Source organism: Marisediminitalea lipolytica (genome assembly GCF_001758465.1).
Classification (GTDB): Bacteria; Pseudomonadota; Gammaproteobacteria; order Enterobacterales; family Alteromonadaceae; genus Alteromonas; species Alteromonas lipolytica.
In genome coordinates, this window is record NZ_MJIC01000010.1 from 89531 (window position 1) to 107959 (window position 18429).

The window sequence follows — 18429 nt, forward strand, 5'->3', positions numbered from 1 at the left end:
CGTTGTTTACCGCGTTGTTAAATTGTGGAACGCTCCTTGCTTTCTCTTTCCCGTAACAATAAATAAATGTGTAACAACACATCTGTTTCAAGCAGTTAGGTTTTGAGGACTCGGTTATGATGCAACAGCTTGCCACCCAACGATCACAAATTGCCGCCCTGGCGGAAAGCGCCGTACAACGTGATTCGGCATCTAAATCTGAGTCCGTCCTGCCATTGGGATTTGATTCTGTTACACCTGCATCCAGAGACGCCTTTGCTGACATTCTGAACCGCCAGCAAGATACCGCGGCGGCACCTGTCAGCAATAAAAAACTGCCAGAGGGTCAACAACAAGAAGCCGGGATGGCCGTAGGGGCCACAGAACAAAACAGCGCGCCGGAACAAGACAAGAATGCCGCTGAGAGTACCGTGGACGAAGACAGCATTAAGGTAATTGCTGAGCAGGGCAGTGATAAACCACAGGTACTGATTAATGCTACTGAGGCCGAAGTATCAGCATCGACGCAACAAATAACCTCAAAAGCGGATAGCGATGAAGCCGAACTACCTGGCATCCCGGAGCAGTTGGCAGATGGGGTGACTAATCCGCAAGAAAATGCGCTGCTACAGACCAGCGACCTCGTCGCAGGCGCTGAAGATGTGTCGTTTGCAAATGTCGAAACCGATTATTTAGCGATGGTGGATGCCATCCGCTCGCTACAGGAAAAACTTCAGCAGGGTAAATCCAGCGACGCGACTAAAGAGGCAAGTGCTATTGCTAATATTAAAAATATTCCCGATATCAGTCTTGCTGACTTTACATCCGGCGATGCTGCGGTTGCTGCTCCCGAAGAGGTACTGAGTGAACTCAGAGACTGGTTAAATGATCTGATACCACAGGCATTACCCGAACAGAATCAGGATGTTTCCTTACAGCAATGGCAGGGCGCTGAACATGCCTTATCTGATTTACTGACGCTGATTAAGCAGGTTAAAGCGGTTTCTGAGACTGAGGGAAAGACAGAAACTGATACCGTCCTCGCTACTGAGATTGAATTAGACCCGTCAATACTGTCAGGTGAGATAGCACAAGTCGAATCCGGCGTAACAGAAGCGCAGATCGAAGAAAACACACGTGCTCTGGCGGCGGCACTGCTGAAAGGGTTACAACAACACACTAATGAGCAGCCAAATGAAACCGTGACCGATGCTGAGCTGACGCTCGCCGAATTTGACGGTGACACCATTCAACTGGCTGAAGAGCCTGTTATCGTTGCGCCACCGGCAGAAGAAACCGTGCTTCATCAGGCCAGTCTGCTGGTCAGTTTGATGAAGCAGGTGCAAAAAGACGGCAGCACCACTGATATAAATAATACCAAAGCACAAACCCCAGAAGCAGCGCAAGATACCCTGCTACCTGTGCTTGAGCAGGCGAGTGATAAAACCATCGCGGAACTGGCTCAGGTAATGACCGACAGCGCCGCTAAAGCCAATACGCAATTAAGTGATACACAGCTGGGACAAATACGCAGCCAGCTGACATCTGGCCTTGAAGAAATGCGTTCACAGCTTAAACAGGGGCATACCCCGGCCATTGATTTAGCCGCGCTGGTTAATCAGAGCGTTCAGGAAATTGTGCCGGAAAATACTCAGAATGTAGCCGTCCCGGTAATGCAGGACGTGCAACAGCTGATGCAGTTAGCGTCCATGGCGACCCTTAATGAAAACCAGGAACACAAACTGACCGAGCTGGTCCATGCAGCCCGTGATGTACTGGTGCAGGAAAGCCGGCAACAGCATGGCGATACGTTAAAAGCCCTGCAACAACAGGTTGTCATGGATAAGCCGGTTAATATTCAGCAGCCTGAAGGCCAACAGCAAATGGCCGAAAAGATCCGCTGGATGGTCAGCGGGCGTCAGGCTATGGCTGAAATACGTTTGGACCCGCCCGAGATGGGAAGTATGCAAATTCGCCTTAATGTAAGTGGTGACAGCGCCTCGGTAAGCTTTATCGTGCAATCACAGCATGCAAAGGAAGCGCTGGCCGATGCCATGCCGCGATTACGCGATATGTTTGCTGAGCAAGGCATTGATTTGGGAGAGTCTTTTGTCAGTCAGCAGCAAAGTGGTGGAGACAGCGGTGATGGCGAAACGAGCGGCCAGCACGGCGGTCAACTGGCAGATCAGGAGCTCGACGACAGTAATAGTCAGGAAACCCGTGTCGTCAGAGCGGCAAATGGTTTAATTGACGACTATGTTTAAGGAAACCTGGTGTTTGTCGTTGCCATTTACTGGCGAGCAGACATAATACGCCTAACCTGAACGCATAAGAGATGTTTTAAATGGCTGATGAAGAATTACAAATTGAAGAAACCGGTGGTAAGAAAAGCAAACTAATGCTGATCATTATCATTGCTGTGGTGCTGATTGGTGGCGGTGGCGCAGCGTATTTCTTCTTGTTTGCCGGTGGCGATGAACCTGCGGCAGCAGAGGAACTCGCAGCCGCAGGCGGCGAAGGTGCCCCGGCGCCAGTAGCAGAGACTAACGCCAGTGTAGGTACGGCGCTGTATGTGGCCATGCCACGTCCGATTGTATTTAACGTGCCTGGGTCGGGTCGTGATCGTCTGGTGCAAATAAAAGTGCAGTTAATGGTACGTGGTACCGACAACGAAGAGAAAGCGAAAACGCATATCCCATTAATTGAAGGTACCTTACTGCAAACCTTCAGTGCCAGTAATGCCGATGATTTGGTTACTGAGCCGGGTAAAATTGAACTCCGGGACAATGCCCTTGAAGCCGTTCAGAATGCGCTTAAGGATATTGCCGGTGGTGAAGTGGTTGAACGCGTGCTGTTTACCGACTTTGTGATGCAATAACAGGAGTCTGCTGTGAGCGATTTATTATCACAAGATGAAATTGATGCCCTGCTCCACGGAGTAGACGACGTCGAGGAAGAAGAGGTCCCCCAGGATGCGGGTGACTCGTCGGCGCTCGAGTATGATTTTTCATCTCAGGATCGGATCGTTCGTGGCCGGATGCCCACACTGGAAATTGTTAACGAGCGCTTTGCCCGCCATTTACGGGTGAGTCTGTTTAACATGATGCGCCGCAGTGCCGAGGTGTCCATTAACGGTATTCAGATGATTAAATTTGGTGAGTACATTCATACCCTGTTTGTACCCACCAGTTTAAACATGGTGCGTTTCAGACCTTTAAAGGGCACTGGCCTGATTACTATGGAAGCACGGCTGGTGTTTATACTGGTGGATAACTTCTTTGGTGGTGACGGGCGTTACCATGCCAAAATCGAAGGACGGGAATTTACCCCCACTGAACGGCGCATCATTCAGATGCTGCTGAAGATTATCTTTGAAGACTACAAAGAAGCCTGGGCGCCCGTGATGGACGTGTCCTTTGAATACCTGGATTCTGAAGTAAACCCGGCCATGGCTAACATTGTCAGCCCCACTGAAGTGGTGGTTATCAGTTCATTTCATATTGAACTGGATGGCGGTGGGGGTGACTTCCACGTATCTTTACCTTATTCCATGCTTGAGCCAATACGCGAATTACTCGATGCGGGTGTGCAGAGCGATAAGGAAGATACGGACCTGCGCTGGAGTAAGGCGCTGCGTGATGAGATTTTAGATGTACAGGTGGAACTCAGCACCCATATGCTGGATTTTGATGTGACGCTGGAAGATCTGATGAATTTTAAACCGGGCGATATCATCCCGGTGGATATGCCGGAATACATCACCGTATTAATTGAAGATTTACCCACTTTTAGGGCCAAGCTGGGCCGTTCACGGGAAAATCTGGCACTGAAAATTGCCGAAAAGATAGCCAGACCGACATCAGTGAAGTCGGAATTACAATTACTCACCCGTGGCGGACGTATTATTGATAATGACGCCGAGCTACAGGTGTTGGAAGAAGATTTATAATCGCAAGCAAGTAAGACATAAGAGGCGAGATCATGAGTGAAGAAGACGGTATGGACGATTGGGCAGCAGCGATGGCTGAACAGGCCGACGCTGAGTCCGCAGAAGGCGAGCAGGGTGACGACGGCGTCCGCGTTGCTGAACTTGATGAGCTGTCTGATGACGCGCCTATCACCCAGGAAGAAAAGAAAAAACTCGATACGATACTGGATATCCCGGTCACCATTTCGATGGAAGTGGGCCGCAGCCAGATTAGCATCCGTAACCTGTTACAGTTAAACCAGGGCTCGGTTGTCGAACTGGACCGGGTTGCCGGTGAACCGTTGGACGTTCTTGTAAATGGCACGCTGATTGCTCATGGAGAAGTAGTAGTGGTCAACGACAAGTTCGGGATTCGGTTAACAGATGTTATTAGTCAAATCGAGAGAATCAAAAAACTCAGGTAAATTTCCTTTTAAAACAGGGGGATGCCTTGTCTCCCTGGTTTCCACACTGTATTGTGCTGAGGCTCAGGCCACCAACTCAATCACCAATCCGACCTCTGTACTGTCAATTTTTCTATCATTATTGCTGATTGTCGCGATTATTTTTTCGCTGGCTTACATCATGCGTCGATTTAATGTCACTCCCGGTAGTTCAGGCCAACTTAAGGTCGTTGCCAGTCTGTCTGCCGGTGCCCGTGAACGCATTATGGTGTTGCAGGTGGGCGAAGAGCAGCATTTGATTGGCGTGACTGCACAGAATATTAATCATCTCAGCAAACTAGAAACCCTGATTGATGTGCCCGGTACGGCAGCACCTGGCGGCGCCGCATTTAAACAAAAGCTGGTCCAGGCTATGGCGCAGAAAATAAACCCTGGTATGAAAGGACAGCACGATGACAACTAAACTTAAGTGGTTAGTGGCCGTGATGCTGGCGGCACTGGCAGTGGCTATGCCCGCCGAGGCGCAACAGGGTATTCCCGCGGTAACGGTGACCACCAACGGCGACGGCACCCAGGATTACACCATGACGTTGCAAGCGCTGTTTATCATGACTGCGCTGAGCCTTATTCCGGCGTTCATTATGATGATGACGTCGTTTACCCGCATCATTATCGTGCTGTCAATTTTGCGTCAGGCCATTGGTTTGCAGCAGTCACCTTCTAACCAGATCCTGATTGGCGTGAGCCTGTTTTTATCCATGTTCATTATGACGCCGGTTTTTGATGAAGTGAACGAGCGTGCACTACAGCCTTATCTGAGTGAGGAAATGACGTCGATGGAAGCGCTGGAACAGGCTAAGGGGCCGATGCGGGCGTTTATGCTGTCGCAAACCCGGGTTAAGGATTTAGAGACCTTTGTGTCAATTGCCGGTGATGAGGATAAATATCAGGATCCGGCTGATGTACCGCTGAATATACTGATCCCCGCGTTTGTTACCAGTGAATTGAAAACGGCCTTTCAGATTGGCTTTATGTTGTTTATTCCCTTTTTGATTATTGATTTGGTGGTGGCCTCCATCCTGATGGCGATGGGTATGATGATGCTATCGCCAATGATTGTGTCGCTGCCCTTTAAATTAATGCTATTTGTTCTGGTTGATGGCTGGAATCTGATTTTTGGTACCCTGGCAACCAGTTTCGGAATGGGAGTGTAGACCCATGAGCCCAGAAGTCTTTGTCGAAATTCTTCGTGAGTCCATGTTTATGGTGATCCTGCTGGTGTCGGCGGTGATTGTACCGAGCATGATAGTGGGTTTGATTGTTGCTGTATTTCAGGCCGCCACCTCCATTAACGAACAAACCATGAGCTTTTTACCCCGTTTAATCGTGACCTTGCTGGCATTGAGCTGGGGCGGCAACTGGCTGGTTCAGAAACTGATGGATTTTACCTTTCACATGGTTGAGCAAATTCCGCAGGTGGTAGGTTAAATGGAAGTTGAACTGGCAACCATAAATCAGTTTCTGGCTGACCTGATGTTGCCGTTTATGCGTATCAGCGGCATGTTTGCCGCTATGATTGGCTTAAGCGCTAAATCCATTCCGCCACCGGTGAGGGCATTACTCGCCATTTTATTGTCGCTGGTGATCATGCCGGTGGTACCGCCGGTGCCAGTACGGGAAATTGTTGACGTTGGCACTTTTCTGTTGGTTATCCAGCAGCTACTTATTGGCATTGCCATTGGCTTTGTTTCCATGATGGTACTCAATACGTTTGTGTTGGCCGGTCAGGTTATTGCTATGCAAACGGGCCTGGGGTTTGCCAGCATCGTTGATCCGGTTAATGGTATTAACGTGCCTGCGGTGGGGCAGTTTTATCTTATTCTGGCCACGCTGCTGTTTTGGGGGCTCGACGGGCATCTGGCGATGATCCGCATGATGGTAATGAGTTTTGACGCTTTTCCCATTGGTGAGGCCTGGTTTGCGCCAGAACAGTTGCGGGATATAGCGCACTGGGCTGGCTGGATGTTTGTGGCGGCGCTGACACTGGCACTCGCCCCCATTATTTCGCTGTTAATTGTAAACCTGGCGTTCGGGGTAATGACCAAGGCCGCCCCTCAGCTGAACATTTTTAGCATCGGTTTTTCCATTGCCCAGATTATGGGACTGATCATTATCTGGCTGACGCTGGATAATTTCTCCACTCACTTTGAAAATCAGTGGCAACGCTCGCAGCAATTTATGTGTGAATTGCTACTGATATGTCCAAGCTGATAAGGCAGACAGACTATGGCAGATACGTCGGATAAAACAGAAGACCCCACGGGGAAACGAATACAGGATGCTCGCAGAAAGGGCCAGTTGGCGCGGTCTAAAGAGCTTTCTACTGCACTGGTTCTGATAGTCAGTAGTTTGATGTTTTTGCTGTTCGGAAGTTTTATCGCCGAAGCGCTATTTGCGGTTACCAACCGAACTTTCACGCTGTCGCGGGATGAAACTTACGATCCCACGCATATGTTTTCGGCCTGGGGCGAGGCGCTGTCTATGGTTAGCATACCGGTGATCGCCTTTATGCTGGCGTCGATGATTGCCGGCATTTATGGCTCTATCGCCTTAGGCGGCTACAACTTTACCTGGTATTCAGCTGCGCCGCGATTTTCCAAATTAAGCCCGATGGCTGGATTAAAGCGAATGTTTGGTGTGAATGGGCTGGTGGAGTTACTCAAAGCGTTTGCTAAGTTCTTCGTTATAGGAGGAATGGCGCTGGTGTCATTGTCTTTGTTTCAGGATGAAGCGCTGCATCTGGATCAGGAAATTTATCCGCTGAACATATTCCATGCGCTGGATATGATTGAGTGGGCGTTCTTTTTATTGACGCTGGGTATGATCCCCATTGCCTTGTTCGATGTGCCGTATCAGTCGTATAAGCACAACGAACAGATGAAAATGACCAAGCAGGAAGTGAAGGACGAGCGCAAAAACTCAGAAGGTGATCCTCAGGTAAAAGGGCGTATTCGCCGCTTACAATATCAGGCTGCCGCGCGCAGAATGATGCAGGAAGTGCCCAAGGCCGATGTGGTAGTAACCAACCCGACACACTATTCCGTTGCCCTGAAATACGATGTGGATGGCAACCGCGCACCGGTTGTCGTGGCTAAAGGTTCGGATGAGCTGGCGATGCATATCCGTAAAATTGCTACCGCCCATGATGTGCCGCTGATCCCAACGCCCATGCTGACCCGGGCGATTTATTATACCACCGAAGTCGACGAAGAGATCCCGCACAAACTGTTTATGGCGGTAGCTCAGGTGCTGGCTTATGTGTTCCAGCTGAAAAAATACAAAGCGGGCAAAGCCAAGCGACCAAAACCACTTACCCGCGACCTGCCGATACCCCCCGATATGCGTTACTGATTGGGTTTCCCACGGGTGCCTAAAACTATTGCCGGCACCCGTTTTATATTAGTTGCTGTAAATTCGAGCACTTAACCAGATGACAGTAAAAGCTGGCACGGGGATTGAAGTACCCATGCTAAGCGATGTTTAGTGTCAAAAAACGGTTATTGAGAACGTCTATTTATGGTGTTATCGAATTATTTACAGCGTATAGATAAAGCCCAGCTGCAACAAATGAGTCAGGGTCTTGGCGTGCCGCTGGTGCTACTGGCCATTATGGGCATGGTTATTCTGCCCATGCCGCCCATTTTGCTGGATGTTTTATTTAGCTTTAACATCGCTTTATCCCTGGTCATTATTTTGGTGGCAGTACTGACTCAACGTCCCGTTGATTTTGGTATTTTCCCATTAGTCCTGCTGATTGCCACCGTATTGCGACTGGCTCTGAATGTTGCCTCTACCCGGGTGGTATTACTCTATGGTCACGAAGGCGGCGATGCTGCCGGTAAAGTGATTGAAGCCTTTGGTGAAGTGGTAATTGGAGGCAACTATGCAGTGGGTGTCGTGGTCTTTGCCATCCTGCTGATTATTAACTTTAAAGTAGTTACTGCCGGTGCGGGCCGTATTTCTGAGGTGAGTGCACGGTTTACATTGGATGCAATGCCAGGTAAACAAATGGCCATCGATGCCGACCTTAACGCTGGCTATATTGACCAGGATGAAGCTCGCCGCCGCCGCGAAGACATTACCGCAGAAGCCGACTTTTACGGTTCTATGGACGGTGCGTCAAAATTTGTAAAAGGTGATGCCGTTGCGGGCATGTTTATTATGCTCATCAATATTGTTGGTGGCTTGTTTATTGGCATGATCCAGCACGACCTGAGCTTTGGTAATGCACTGGAAGTCTACACCATTCTGACCATCGGTGATGGTCTGGTGGCACAGATCCCGTCACTGTTACTGTCTGTTGCTACTGCCATAATTGTGACGCGTGAAAATGAAAGCCAGGAAATGGGCAGCGAAATTACCACTCAGTTGGGAAATAAAAGAGCGCTGTATATTGCTTCGGGTATTTTATTTGTCATGGGTATTGTACCAGGCATGCCTCACGTTGCCTTTTTAGGGTTTTCTGCGCTGGCCGGTGGCTATGCTTATTACCAGACTTACACAGAAAAACGCAAAGCAGCGCAACCGCCTGCACCTGTCGTTACCAATGAAAATGATAATGTTCCTGCCGAAATTAAAGAGCTGGGTTGGGATGATGTTCAGCACGTAGATACCATAGGGCTGGAAGTGGGCTATCGCCTGATCCCGCTGGTAGATAAAACCCAGGGCGGGGAACTGCTGACACGCATTAAAGGCGTGCGTAAGAAGCTTTCGCAGGAACTGGGCTTCCTGATCCCTCCGGTGCATATTCGCGATAATCTGGATTTGGATCCCAACGCTTACAATATTTCTATGCTGGGCGTCACCATTGGCGCTGCTGAAGTCAGTCACGATGAAGAGCTGGCCATCAACCCGGGTCAGGTTTTCGGTAAACTTGAGGGGCGTGCCACTAAGGATCCGGCCTTTGGACTGGATGCAGTGTGGATTAAACCTGCTCAACGTGAGCATGCGCAAACCCTGGGTTATACCGTGGTGGATGCGGCAACGGTTATCGCTACGCATATGAGTCAGTTACTCACCAGTAACGCCTATCAGCTGCTGGGATTTGAAGAAGTGCAGCAGCTGATGGACATGCTGGCTAAACATAATCCGAAGCTGGTGGAAGGGTTAATTCCTGACCTGCTGTCACTGGCTACCGTGGTGAAAGTGCTGCAAACCCTGCTTTACGAAGGTGTGCCTATCCGCGATATGCGAACAATTGTACAAACCCTCACCGAATATGCGCCGAAGAGTCAGGATCCTGACGTGCTGGTATCGGCCGTGCGCATTGCCCTGAAACGCTTAATCGTGCAGGAAATTAATAACGGCGGTGCCGAGCTGCCGGTCATTACCCTGGCCCCAGAACTTGAACAAATGTTGCATCAGTCGCTGCAGGCGGGTGGTGAAGACGGTGCGGGTATTGAGCCTGGTCTGGCAGAACGTCTGCAACAATCGTTGCAGCAGGCCGGTCAACAACAGGAACTGGCCGGTGAGCCAGCCGTATTATTAACATCGGGCATGTTACGCCCGGTATTGTCGAGATTCTTAAAAAATGCCGTGATGAATCTGCATGTCTTATCTTATCAGGAAATTCCTGACGACAAGCAGGTTCGCATTGTGTCATCGGTCGGTCAGTAAGTGGCAGACACCCTATACCTAAGAGGTCATTATGAAAATTAGACGATTTTTTGGCAAAGACATGCGTGAAGCGTTAAGCCAGGTAAAAAATGAGCTGGGTAGTGATGCGGTGATCATGTCCAACCGCAAAGTGGCTGACGGTATTGAGTTGGTAGCCGCTTATGATAAAGAGCCGGTAGCCAAGCTGTCAGTGCCGCCTAAAGCTTCGGCGAGCGCGCCTGCTGGCAGAGCGCCAGAGGGGAAATTACCGACACTGAGCGAAATTATTGGCGATGATGGTCCGGATACCTTACGCGCGTTACTGGAAAAACAAGCTGAGCAAAAAGCCGCAGTAGCCCAGCGGGTTGAAGCGTCAAATGCCCAGGCTCAGCAGCGAGAGCAGGCGGCGCCGGCAGTGACGCCACGAGCAGCAGCGCCATCATTTGTTAACAGCGTTGCGGAGCCAGAGCAAACCGGCGGCGAAAGTCTGGCTGATATCCGCGCAGAAATTGCTTCTTTGCGCAATGTACTGCAGTTTCAGCTGGCCGACATGCAACAACAGCAACAATCACGTTTGAATCCTCAGCAACGTTACCTGCATCAGCAACTCTGTGATATGGGGATAACGCAAAACCTGGCAGCACAGCTGGTGACTTATACGCCGGCTGACTGTAACGAACGTGAAGCCTGGCTTTATTTATTAAAACTTTTGTCCAATCGTCTGACAACAAATAACGATGATATCCTTACACAACAAGGAGTTGTCGCTCTGGTTGGGCCAACTGGCACAGGTAAAACCACTACAATTGCCAAACTGGCGGCACGCTATGCACAAAAATACGGTGCCGATCAGGTCGCATTGATCACCATTGATACCTACCGTATTGCGGCTTATGAACAGCTCGCGACCTACGGCAAGATTATTGGTTGTCCGGTACGTAAAGCGCAATCGGGTGAGCAATTAGCGGATTTATTGTTCCAATTACGCAATAAGCGACTAGTCTTAATCGATACGGCCGGGTTTAGCCAGCGTGACAGTCGCCTGATCAGTCAGCTTGCCACGTTTAAACAAGTTAGCGGTCAGCAAGTAAAAAACTATTTAATTGTGCAGGGTAATACACAACAGGCTACACTTAAGCACATAATAAATGCATATAAGAGTATTGATTTGCAAGGATGTATCATCACTAAGCTGGATGAGTGCTATAGTTTAGGTGAGGTTATCAGTAACGTCATTGAAGCGCAGTTGCCAGTGAGTTACGTTGCCGATGGCCAGCAGGTGCCTGAAGATATTCATGTTGCGAATGCAAAATCTATAATCTCTTTGGCAGCAAAGCTTTATAAAAAGTATGGTTTGAATCATACTATTAACAGTTCCGATGTAAACACAGCACAGGCAGTATGATTGAAGACCAGGCGAGTAGCTTACGAAAGATGAATCAATCACGATTAATCAAGGTAATAGCCGTGACAGGCGGTAAAGGTGGGGTTGGTAAAACCAACGTAACGCTGAATACCGCTATTGCAATGGCAAAACAAGGGAAGCGGGTGATGGTTCTGGATGCAGACCTTGGCCTGGCAAACGTTGACGTGATGCTCGGCTTACGGGTAGAAAAGAATCTGTCTCACGTGTTATCCGGTGAATGCACGCTTGACGATGTGCTGGTGACCGGCCCCCATGGTATTAAAATAGCGCCGGCTACCTCAGGTGCCCAGTCAATGACTGAGTTGTCACCGACCCAGCACGCCGGCCTGATCCGCGCGTTCAGCGAGTTACGCTCACAAATCGACGTATTAATTGTTGATACCGCAGCCGGTATCTCAGATATGGTGCTGAGCTTTTCCCGGGCGTCACAGGATATTCTGGTGGTGGTTTGTGATGAGCCTACCTCACTCACAGATGCCTACGCGCTGATTAAAATTCTGAACCGCGACCACGGTATTTTCCGCTTTAAGATTGTCGCCAATATGGTGCGCGACGTGCGCGAAGGTCAGGAGTTATTCAGCAAACTGTCCAAGGTAACCGGCCGGTTCCTGGATGTCGCGCTGGAATTAGTGGCCACAATACCATTTGACGAAAATATTCGCCGTGCGGTGCGTAAACAAACCGCCATTGTCGATGCCTTTCCTTCATCTCCGGCTGCCGTAGCGATTGGGCAACTGGCCACCAAGGCCATGACGTGGCCAATTCCGGCTCAGCCTGGCGGGCATCTGGAGTTTTTCGTTGAGCAACTGATCGCTCCGAAGTTGGCAGGGAGATAGAGTGAATAACAGAGCTGCTGCATACCAACAACAATCCGACAAAGCGCAGCTGGTCGAGCGACATGCTTCTTTAGTTAAACGAATTGCTCACCATCTGATGGCGCGGTTACCCGCCAGCGTGATTGTGGATGATTTAATTCAGGCGGGCATGATTGGCTTGCTTGAAGCGGCCAAAAATTTTGATGGCAGTAAAGGTGCGAGTTTTGAAACCTTTGCCGGGATCCGTATCCGCGGCGCGATGCTGGATGAAATTCGTAAAGGCGACTGGACACCACGTTCAGTGCACAAGAATGGCCGCGCCATATCAGAAGCCATTGCCCAGGTAGAAAGGGAAACCGGGCGTGATGCCAGGGACGTGGATATCGCCGCCAGGCTGAATATCTCGTTACCCGAATACCATCAGATGTTATCAGAGGTCAATGCCGGTAAATTGGTCGGTATCGAAGATTTAGGGGTGTCAGAAGATGTTATCGCCACCGAGGAATCGCGTGGGGCAGATTCACCTCTGGAAGATTTAATGCAAGGTTCATTTCAAAAAGCGCTGGCGCATGCTATTACTACATTACCCGAGCGCGAAGCAATTGTACTATCCTTGTACTACGATGAAGAATTAAACCTCAGAGAAATTGGTGAAGTTCTCGAGGTAAGTGAATCACGGGTCAGTCAAATTCACAGCCAGGCGATGTTAAAACTAAAAGCGCGCATGCGTTCCTGGCAGACCGGTGAGTAACTTTAACTATACTAACAACAATATGACTATCCTCACTGGAGGCAATTTTGGATAAGAATATGAAAATTCTCGTGGTAGATGACTTTTCTACGATGAGACGTATTATCAAAAACTTACTCAAAGACTTGGGTTTTTCTAACATTCAGGAAGCAGATGACGGGAGTACTGCACTGCCTATGTTACAACAGGGCGACTTTGACTTTGTGGTCACTGACTGGAACATGCCGGGCATGCAGGGTATCGACCTGTTACGGGCTATCCGGGCGGATGATAAATTAAAGCACCTGCCTGTTCTGATGGTAACTGCTGAAGCCAAAAAAGAACAAATCGTTGCGGCAGCACAGGCTGGCGTTAATGGCTACGTGGTAAAACCGTTCACAGCGGCAACGCTAAAAGAAAAACTAGAAAAGATTTTTGAACGTTTAGGTTAATCCAGTAACGTGTTTAACCACCTGAGGACAACTGGATGACTGATAATAAGAAAGTCCCCATGACGCTGGATGAGGCGAAACAGTTAGTTACCTTTCTGGAAGAAGGGGACACTGATTCAGCTAATGCGTTGCTTGATGCCGTTACAATGAAAGAATCGGTGGAGTTATTTGCTGAAGTGGGTAAGTTAACCCGCCAACTCCACGACTCACTCAATAATTTTCAACTGGATGAACGTATCGCTGGCCTGGCCAACGAGGATATCCCCGATGCGCAAACCCGACTAACTTACGTCATTGAAGAAACTGAAAAAGCGGCTAATACTACAATGGACGCGGTTGAAACTTGCATGCCATTAGTAGAAAGCATGAAAGGACAACTGGACAGTCTGCTTCCTGAGTGGAAAAAGCTCATGAACCGGGAAATCGAACTGGATGAATTTAAGTCCATGTGCCTGGAACTGGATAAATACCTGGAATCAAGCGGCGAGAACGCCGATAAGCTGATGTCATTGCTCACCGAAGTACTGATGGCTCAGGGTTACCAGGATTTGACTGGTCAGGTCATACGCCGGGTTATTGATTTGGTTAAGGAAGTTGAGGACAGTCTGGTTCACATGCTAACCGTGTTCGGCGGAGCCGGAATTACCAAAACGGCTAAAACTTCACAGCCAGCGGTCGATAGCGCAATTGTTGCCGAAGGCCCCATCATTGATGCTGACAGTCGTGACGATGTAGTGTCAGGCCAGGATGATGTGGACGACCTTTTATCCAGCCTGGGCTTTTAGGGGAGCGGGTACATGTCTTTTGATGTCGATGAAGATATTTTACAGGACTTTCTGGTTGAGGCCGGAGAAATCCTTGAACAACTACAGGAACAGTTAGTTGATCTGGAAAATAATCCAGAGGACAAGGATCTTCTCAATGCGATTTTCCGTGGTTATCACACCGTTAAAGGTGGTGCCGGGTTTTTGTCACTGACCGAGTTGGTAGAAATCTGCCACGGCGCAGAAAACGTCTTTGACGTTATGCGCAATGGTCAGCGCTCGCTGACACCCGAGTTAATGGATACCATTTTGCAAGCCACCGATGTGGTGGTCGAAATGTTCGAAAAAGTGAAAATGCGTGAGCCGCTCGAACCGGCTGATGCAACACTGGTCGAGGTACTGCATAAACTCAGTAATCCGGAAGTTCCTGGTGAAAATATTTTTGCTGATGTTGAAAGCGCTGCACCCGTTGCTGAGCCAGAACCTGAAGTCATCGAAGAAACTTTCGAGCTTGAAGATGACGATGATACTGGCAGCCCATCAGAATTGATTGAAGAAATCACCGAAGATGAATTTGAAGCCTTGCTGGACGAATTGCACGGTACTGGCAGTGCTCCTGGAGCCAAAGCGGCCCCAGCCCCGTCAGCAGCACCGGCTGCGTCAGGTAATGAAGATATTACCGATGACGAGTTTGAGGCCTTACTCGACGAATTACATGGCAAAGGCCAGTTTGGCGGCGAGAGCGCAGCCTCTGCTCCACCGCAACCGACTGCGCCTGCCGCTGCTGCGACAACTGACAGCGATGAAATATCGGACGACGAATTTGAAGCCTTACTTGACCAGTTACATGGCGCAGGTAAGGGGCCTGGCGCCGATGCGCCGGCTGAAAAACCGGCCGAGAAACCGCGGGTTAAAGTAGAAAATCCTGCACCGGTCGCAGCAGCACCAGAGAAAAAACCTGCAGCGCCAGCGCCTAAGCCTGAACCTCAGGCGGCAAAACCTGCTCCGGCGCCGGTAGCCAAACCTGCCGAACCTGCAGCGAAAAAGGACGAGAAGAAAGCCGCGGCAGCGGCACCACAGGCTGAAACCACAGTGCGGGTTGATACCCGCAGACTGGACCAAATCATGAACATGGTGGGTGAATTGGTTCTGGTGCGTAACCGGTTGCTTAGCCTGGGTATCAGCGTAAACGATGAATCCATGTCCAAAGCAATAGCAAATCTGGATGTGGTGACGGGTGACTTGCAGGGTGCGGTAATGCAAACCCGCATGCAGCCAATTAAGAAAGTATTTGGCCGTTTCCCCAGGGTTGTGCGGGACTTGGCGCGCAGTCTCAAAAAAGAAATTACCCTGGAGCTGGAAGGGGAAGAAACCGATTTAGATAAAAACCTGGTAGAAGCACTGGCAGATCCCCTGGTACATTTGGTTAGAAACTCAGTGGATCACGGTATCGAAATGCCCGACGAGCGTCAGGCATCGGGTAAAGCCCGAATGGGGACCGTTAAGCTGTCAGCGTCTCAGGAAGGAGACCACATCCTGCTGGTTATCGAAGATGACGGTAAGGGAATGGATCCGGAAAAACTCAAGGATATTGCTATATCCCGGGGCGTACTGGATGCCGATGCGGCGGCCAGAATGTCAGATGTGGAAGCCTTTAACCTGATTTTTGCACCCGGTTTCTCAACCAAAACAGAGATCAGTGATATCTCTGGGCGTGGTGTGGGCATGGACGTGGTGAAAACCAAAATCAATCAGCTCAATGGCTCTATCAATATTGATTCTCAGTTGGGTCGTGGTACCCGATTAGAGATTAAAGTGCCGCTGACCCTGGCAATCCTGCCAACGTTGATGATTGTGGTTGGAAAACAAACCTTTGCACTGCCGCTGGGCGCGGTTAGCGAAATCATTAATATGGACATCAAAAAGACCAACACGGTTGATGGTCAGCTGACAATGATTGTTCGTTCTAAAGCGATTCCACTGTTTTTCCTTGGCGAATGGTTAATTCGCGGACCGAAAAATATTGAGCGGGATAAAGGCCACGTGGTTGTTGTGCAAATGGGTACCAAACAGGTTGGTTTTGTCGTTGATGCCCTGATAGGTCAGGAAGAAGTGGTTATCAAACCATTGGATGCTTTATTACAAGGGACTCCGGGCATGGCCGGCGCAACCATAACATCAGATGGTGGTATTGCGTTAATTCTGGATATTCCCAGTTTACTTAAACGCTACGCGCGTAAGTAATAGTAAAGCATCATAAAGAGGGTTGTTATTCAATGACTTTTAAAGTCCTTATTGTGGACGACTCCAGCTTTTACCGTCGTCGGGTCAAAGACATTCTTGATCAGGACCGTTCGCTGGAAGTTGTTGGTGAAGCGGCAGACGGCAAGGAGGCTGTACAAAAAGTAAAATCGCTACGGCCAGATGTGGTGACTATGGATGTTGAGATGCCCCTGATGGATGGCATTGAAGCGGTAAAGCGGATTATGGCTGAATGTCCGGTATCCATTATTATGTTTTCGTCTCTGACCCATGAAGGGGCGAAGGCAACGCTTGATGCACTGGAAGCCGGTGCCGTGGATTTTCTGCCCAAACGGTTTGAAGATATCGCCAAGGAGCGCAGTGACGCGGCCACCTTGTTACGCACCAAAGTGCGTTTACTGGCAAGACGAGCGCCAATTGCGCCAAGTCGTCCTAAACCGGCAACTACCACCGGTTTACTGAAAAAAGTACCGCCTCCGCCAGCACGAAAAATGCCGGCCAACGCGCCAAAATCTACTTTTGTTCGCAGTTCTACGTTACTCAGCGGTAGCCATGAAGCCACCGAACCGGTCAATGTTTCCCATGTTCAGCGCAGCGGTAAACGTTATCGTTGCCTGGCCATTGGTGCCTCAACCGGCGGGCCGGTTGCGCTGCAAAAAGTGTTAACCCATTTACCCGAGCGCTTTCCGTTCCCGGTGTTTCTGGTTCAGCACATGCCGGGTACTTTTACCCATGCCTTTGCCGAACGCTTAAATCAAAACTGTAGGATTAAAGTGAAGGAAGCCGAACATGGAGAAGCGGTAGTGGCAGGTTGTGCTTATCTTGCGCCTGGTGGCAAACAAATGGAAATTGAAAAACGTGCCGGTCAGGCTTACATCGCCATTCGCGAAGTCGATCCTGCCGACATCGGTTACAAACCCAGCGTGGATATTACCTTTAACAGCTTGTCGCACATTTACGGCGGCGACACTCTGGCGGTTATTTTAACCGGTATGGGCGCTGACGGCCGTGAAGGTTGTCGAACCCTTAAATCTCTGGGTGGCAAAATATGGGCCCAGGATAAAGACAGCAGTGTGGTATACGGTATGCCACAGGCGGTAACGGTTGATAAACTGGCCGAAGTGAATATTGATATCGACGCAATCGGTCAATGCATTCTCACCGAGATGTCCTGAATAAAGTGGCAAACACAGCGGGAGAATCACGTTGAAAATATGGACCATTGCCAATCAGAAAGGAGGCGTTGGTAAAACCACTACAACCGTCACCCTGGGTGGTATTCTGGCCAAGCGTGGCTACAATGTGTTGTTAGTGGATATGGACCCTCACGCATCGCTGAGTTACTACTTTGGCATTGATTCTGAAGAACTTTCCAGCTCCATTTATGATATTTTTATTAATCCTTACGAGCTAACGGACGATAAAGTACTGGACTGCCTGTGTTCCAGTAAGCTCGACAGCCTGTTTATTTTGCCGTCGACCATGGCCTTAGCCACATTGGATCGCTCCCTGGGTAACCAGGCTGGAATGGGGTTGGTACTGAAAAAAGCCCTGCAAAAAATATCCACGCAGTTTGACTACGTGCTAATTGATTGTCCGCCGGTACTGGGTGTGCTGATGGTCAATGCGCTGGCCGCTTGTCAAAAGGTGGTGGTGCCGGTGCAAACTGAGTTTTTGGCGCTCAAAGGCCTGGACAGAATGATGCATACCCTGAAAATTATGGGTAAAACCCTGTCGCGGGAGTTTGATACTACAATAGTGCCAACCATGTTTGACCGCCGCATCAATGCCGCTATTGCGGCGCAAAAGCAGTTAATGCAAGACTACAAAGAACAGATTTGGAAGGGTATGATACCAGTGGATACACGTTTCAGAGATGCCAGCCAGCAACAAGCGCCGGCCTCTGTTGTTTATCCTAAGGCTCGGGGCGTGTTTGCCTACGAGAAATTACTCAATGTCCTGGATAGTGACTAAG

The 18429-nt window shown here is 49.5% G+C and carries 18 protein-coding genes; all 18 read left to right on the forward strand.

Going from position 1 to position 18429, the window contains the following annotated elements; genetic code table 11:
- Positions 1-116 precede the first annotated feature (116 nt).
- The 18 genes from BFC17_RS05845 to BFC17_RS05930 all read left to right on the forward strand — a co-directional run bounded on the left by BFC17_RS05845 (position 117) and on the right by BFC17_RS05930 (position 18428).
- Entirely contained in the window at positions 117-2243 is a 2127-nt protein-coding gene (locus BFC17_RS05845) for a flagellar hook-length control protein FliK (RefSeq protein WP_070175533.1), read from the forward strand.
- Positions 2244-2323: 80 nt separating this feature from the next.
- Positions 2324-2857 (forward strand): flagellar basal body-associated protein FliL, encoded by a 534-nt coding sequence (gene fliL, locus BFC17_RS05850; protein WP_070175534.1) that lies wholly within the window; start codon positions 2324-2326, stop codon positions 2855-2857.
- A 12-nt stretch (positions 2858-2869) separates the two neighbouring features.
- Positions 2870-3928 carry a flagellar motor switch protein FliM gene (gene fliM / locus BFC17_RS05855; protein ID WP_070175535.1) on the forward strand — a complete coding sequence of 353 codons (1059 nt, stop codon included), beginning with the start codon at positions 2870-2872 and terminating at the stop codon, positions 3926-3928.
- 32 nt (positions 3929-3960) lie between these two features.
- Positions 3961-4371 carry a flagellar motor switch protein FliN gene (gene fliN / locus BFC17_RS05860; protein WP_070175536.1) on the forward strand — a complete coding sequence of 137 codons (411 nt, stop codon included), beginning with the start codon at positions 3961-3963 and terminating at the stop codon, positions 4369-4371.
- On the forward strand, positions 4331-4813 hold the full coding sequence (gene fliO, locus BFC17_RS05865; RefSeq protein ID WP_139142009.1) for a flagellar biosynthetic protein FliO: 483 nt from the start codon (positions 4331-4333) through the stop codon (positions 4811-4813). The genes fliN and fliO overlap by 41 nt, the downstream gene beginning before the upstream one ends.
- A 22-nt stretch (positions 4814-4835) precedes the next feature.
- Positions 4836-5564, forward strand: a complete 729-nt coding sequence (fliP, locus tag BFC17_RS05870; RefSeq protein ID WP_229680905.1) for a flagellar type III secretion system pore protein FliP — start codon at positions 4836-4838, stop codon at positions 5562-5564.
- A 4-nt stretch (positions 5565-5568) separates the two neighbouring features.
- On the forward strand, positions 5569-5838 hold the full coding sequence (gene fliQ, locus BFC17_RS05875) for a flagellar biosynthesis protein FliQ (protein ID WP_070175538.1): 270 nt from the start codon (positions 5569-5571) through the stop codon (positions 5836-5838).
- Positions 5839-6621 (forward strand): flagellar biosynthetic protein FliR, encoded by a 783-nt coding sequence (fliR, locus tag BFC17_RS05880; RefSeq protein ID WP_070175539.1) that lies wholly within the window; start codon positions 5839-5841, stop codon positions 6619-6621. It abuts the gene before it with no gap.
- Positions 6622-6636: 15 nt separating this feature from the next.
- Positions 6637-7761, forward strand: coding sequence for a flagellar biosynthesis protein FlhB (gene flhB, locus BFC17_RS05885; RefSeq protein ID WP_070175540.1), 1125 nt, complete (start codon positions 6637-6639; stop codon positions 7759-7761).
- Positions 7762-7926: 165 nt separating this feature from the next.
- On the forward strand, positions 7927-10026 hold the full coding sequence (flhA, locus tag BFC17_RS05890; protein ID WP_070175541.1) for a flagellar biosynthesis protein FlhA: 2100 nt from the start codon (positions 7927-7929) through the stop codon (positions 10024-10026).
- Between the two features lie 31 nt (positions 10027-10057).
- Positions 10058-11410, forward strand: coding sequence for a flagellar biosynthesis GTPase FlhF (gene flhF, locus BFC17_RS05895; RefSeq protein ID WP_070175542.1), 1353 nt, complete (start codon positions 10058-10060; stop codon positions 11408-11410).
- Complete coding sequence (locus tag BFC17_RS05900; RefSeq protein WP_070175543.1) at positions 11407-12267, forward strand: MinD/ParA family protein; 861 nt, start codon at positions 11407-11409, stop codon at positions 12265-12267. The genes flhF and BFC17_RS05900 overlap by 4 nt, the downstream gene beginning before the upstream one ends.
- 1 nt (position 12268) lies before the next feature.
- A complete protein-coding gene (locus tag BFC17_RS05905) occupies positions 12269-12997 on the forward strand; it encodes an RNA polymerase sigma factor FliA (RefSeq protein ID WP_070175544.1) in 729 nt (242 codons plus the stop codon).
- Between the two features lie 47 nt (positions 12998-13044).
- Positions 13045-13428: a chemotaxis response regulator CheY gene (gene cheY, locus BFC17_RS05910; protein ID WP_070175545.1), complete on the forward strand. Its 384-nt coding sequence runs from the start codon at positions 13045-13047 to the stop codon at positions 13426-13428.
- 35 nt (positions 13429-13463) lie between these two features.
- A complete protein-coding gene (locus BFC17_RS05915) occupies positions 13464-14213 on the forward strand; it encodes a protein phosphatase CheZ (RefSeq protein ID WP_070175546.1) in 750 nt (249 codons plus the stop codon).
- A gap of 12 nt (positions 14214-14225) precedes the next feature.
- On the forward strand, positions 14226-16436 hold the full coding sequence (locus BFC17_RS05920) for a chemotaxis protein CheA (protein ID WP_070175547.1): 2211 nt from the start codon (positions 14226-14228) through the stop codon (positions 16434-16436).
- 32 nt (positions 16437-16468) lie between these two features.
- Entirely contained in the window at positions 16469-17629 is a 1161-nt protein-coding gene (locus BFC17_RS05925) for a protein-glutamate methylesterase/protein-glutamine glutaminase (protein WP_070175548.1), read from the forward strand.
- Positions 17630-17660: 31 nt separating this feature from the next.
- The gene (locus BFC17_RS05930; protein ID WP_070175549.1) at positions 17661-18428 is read left to right on the forward strand and encodes a ParA family protein; all 768 of its coding nucleotides are present in this window, start codon (positions 17661-17663) and stop codon (positions 18426-18428) included.
- The last annotated feature ends 1 nt before the right edge of the window (position 18429 follow it).

Bases quoted from the DNA above. Each gene is read 5' to 3' on its own strand.
- BFC17_RS05845 (WP_070175533.1), top strand. From the start codon at position 117: ATGATGCAACAGCTTGCCACCCAACGATCACAAATTGCCGCCCTGGCG.
- fliL (WP_070175534.1), top strand. From the start codon at position 2,324: ATGGCTGATGAAGAATTACAAATTGAAGAAACCGGTGGTAAGAAAAGC.
- fliN (WP_070175536.1), top strand. From the start codon at position 3,961: ATGAGTGAAGAAGACGGTATGGACGATTGGGCAGCAGCGATGGCTGAA.
- fliO (WP_139142009.1), top strand. From the start codon at position 4,331: ATGTTATTAGTCAAATCGAGAGAATCAAAAAACTCAGGTAAATTTCCT.
- fliP (WP_229680905.1), top strand. From the start codon at position 4,836: ATGCTGGCGGCACTGGCAGTGGCTATGCCCGCCGAGGCGCAACAGGGT.
- fliQ (WP_070175538.1), top strand. From the start codon at position 5,569: ATGAGCCCAGAAGTCTTTGTCGAAATTCTTCGTGAGTCCATGTTTATG.
- fliR (WP_070175539.1), top strand. From the start codon at position 5,839: ATGGAAGTTGAACTGGCAACCATAAATCAGTTTCTGGCTGACCTGATG.
- flhB (WP_070175540.1), top strand. From the start codon at position 6,637: ATGGCAGATACGTCGGATAAAACAGAAGACCCCACGGGGAAACGAATA.
- flhA (WP_070175541.1), top strand. From the start codon at position 7,927: ATGGTGTTATCGAATTATTTACAGCGTATAGATAAAGCCCAGCTGCAA.
- flhF (WP_070175542.1), top strand. From the start codon at position 10,058: ATGAAAATTAGACGATTTTTTGGCAAAGACATGCGTGAAGCGTTAAGC.
- BFC17_RS05900 (WP_070175543.1), top strand. From the start codon at position 11,407: ATGATTGAAGACCAGGCGAGTAGCTTACGAAAGATGAATCAATCACGA.
- BFC17_RS05915 (WP_070175546.1), top strand. From the start codon at position 13,464: ATGACTGATAATAAGAAAGTCCCCATGACGCTGGATGAGGCGAAACAG.
- BFC17_RS05920 (WP_070175547.1), top strand. From the start codon at position 14,226: ATGTCTTTTGATGTCGATGAAGATATTTTACAGGACTTTCTGGTTGAG.
- BFC17_RS05925 (WP_070175548.1), top strand. From the start codon at position 16,469: ATGACTTTTAAAGTCCTTATTGTGGACGACTCCAGCTTTTACCGTCGT.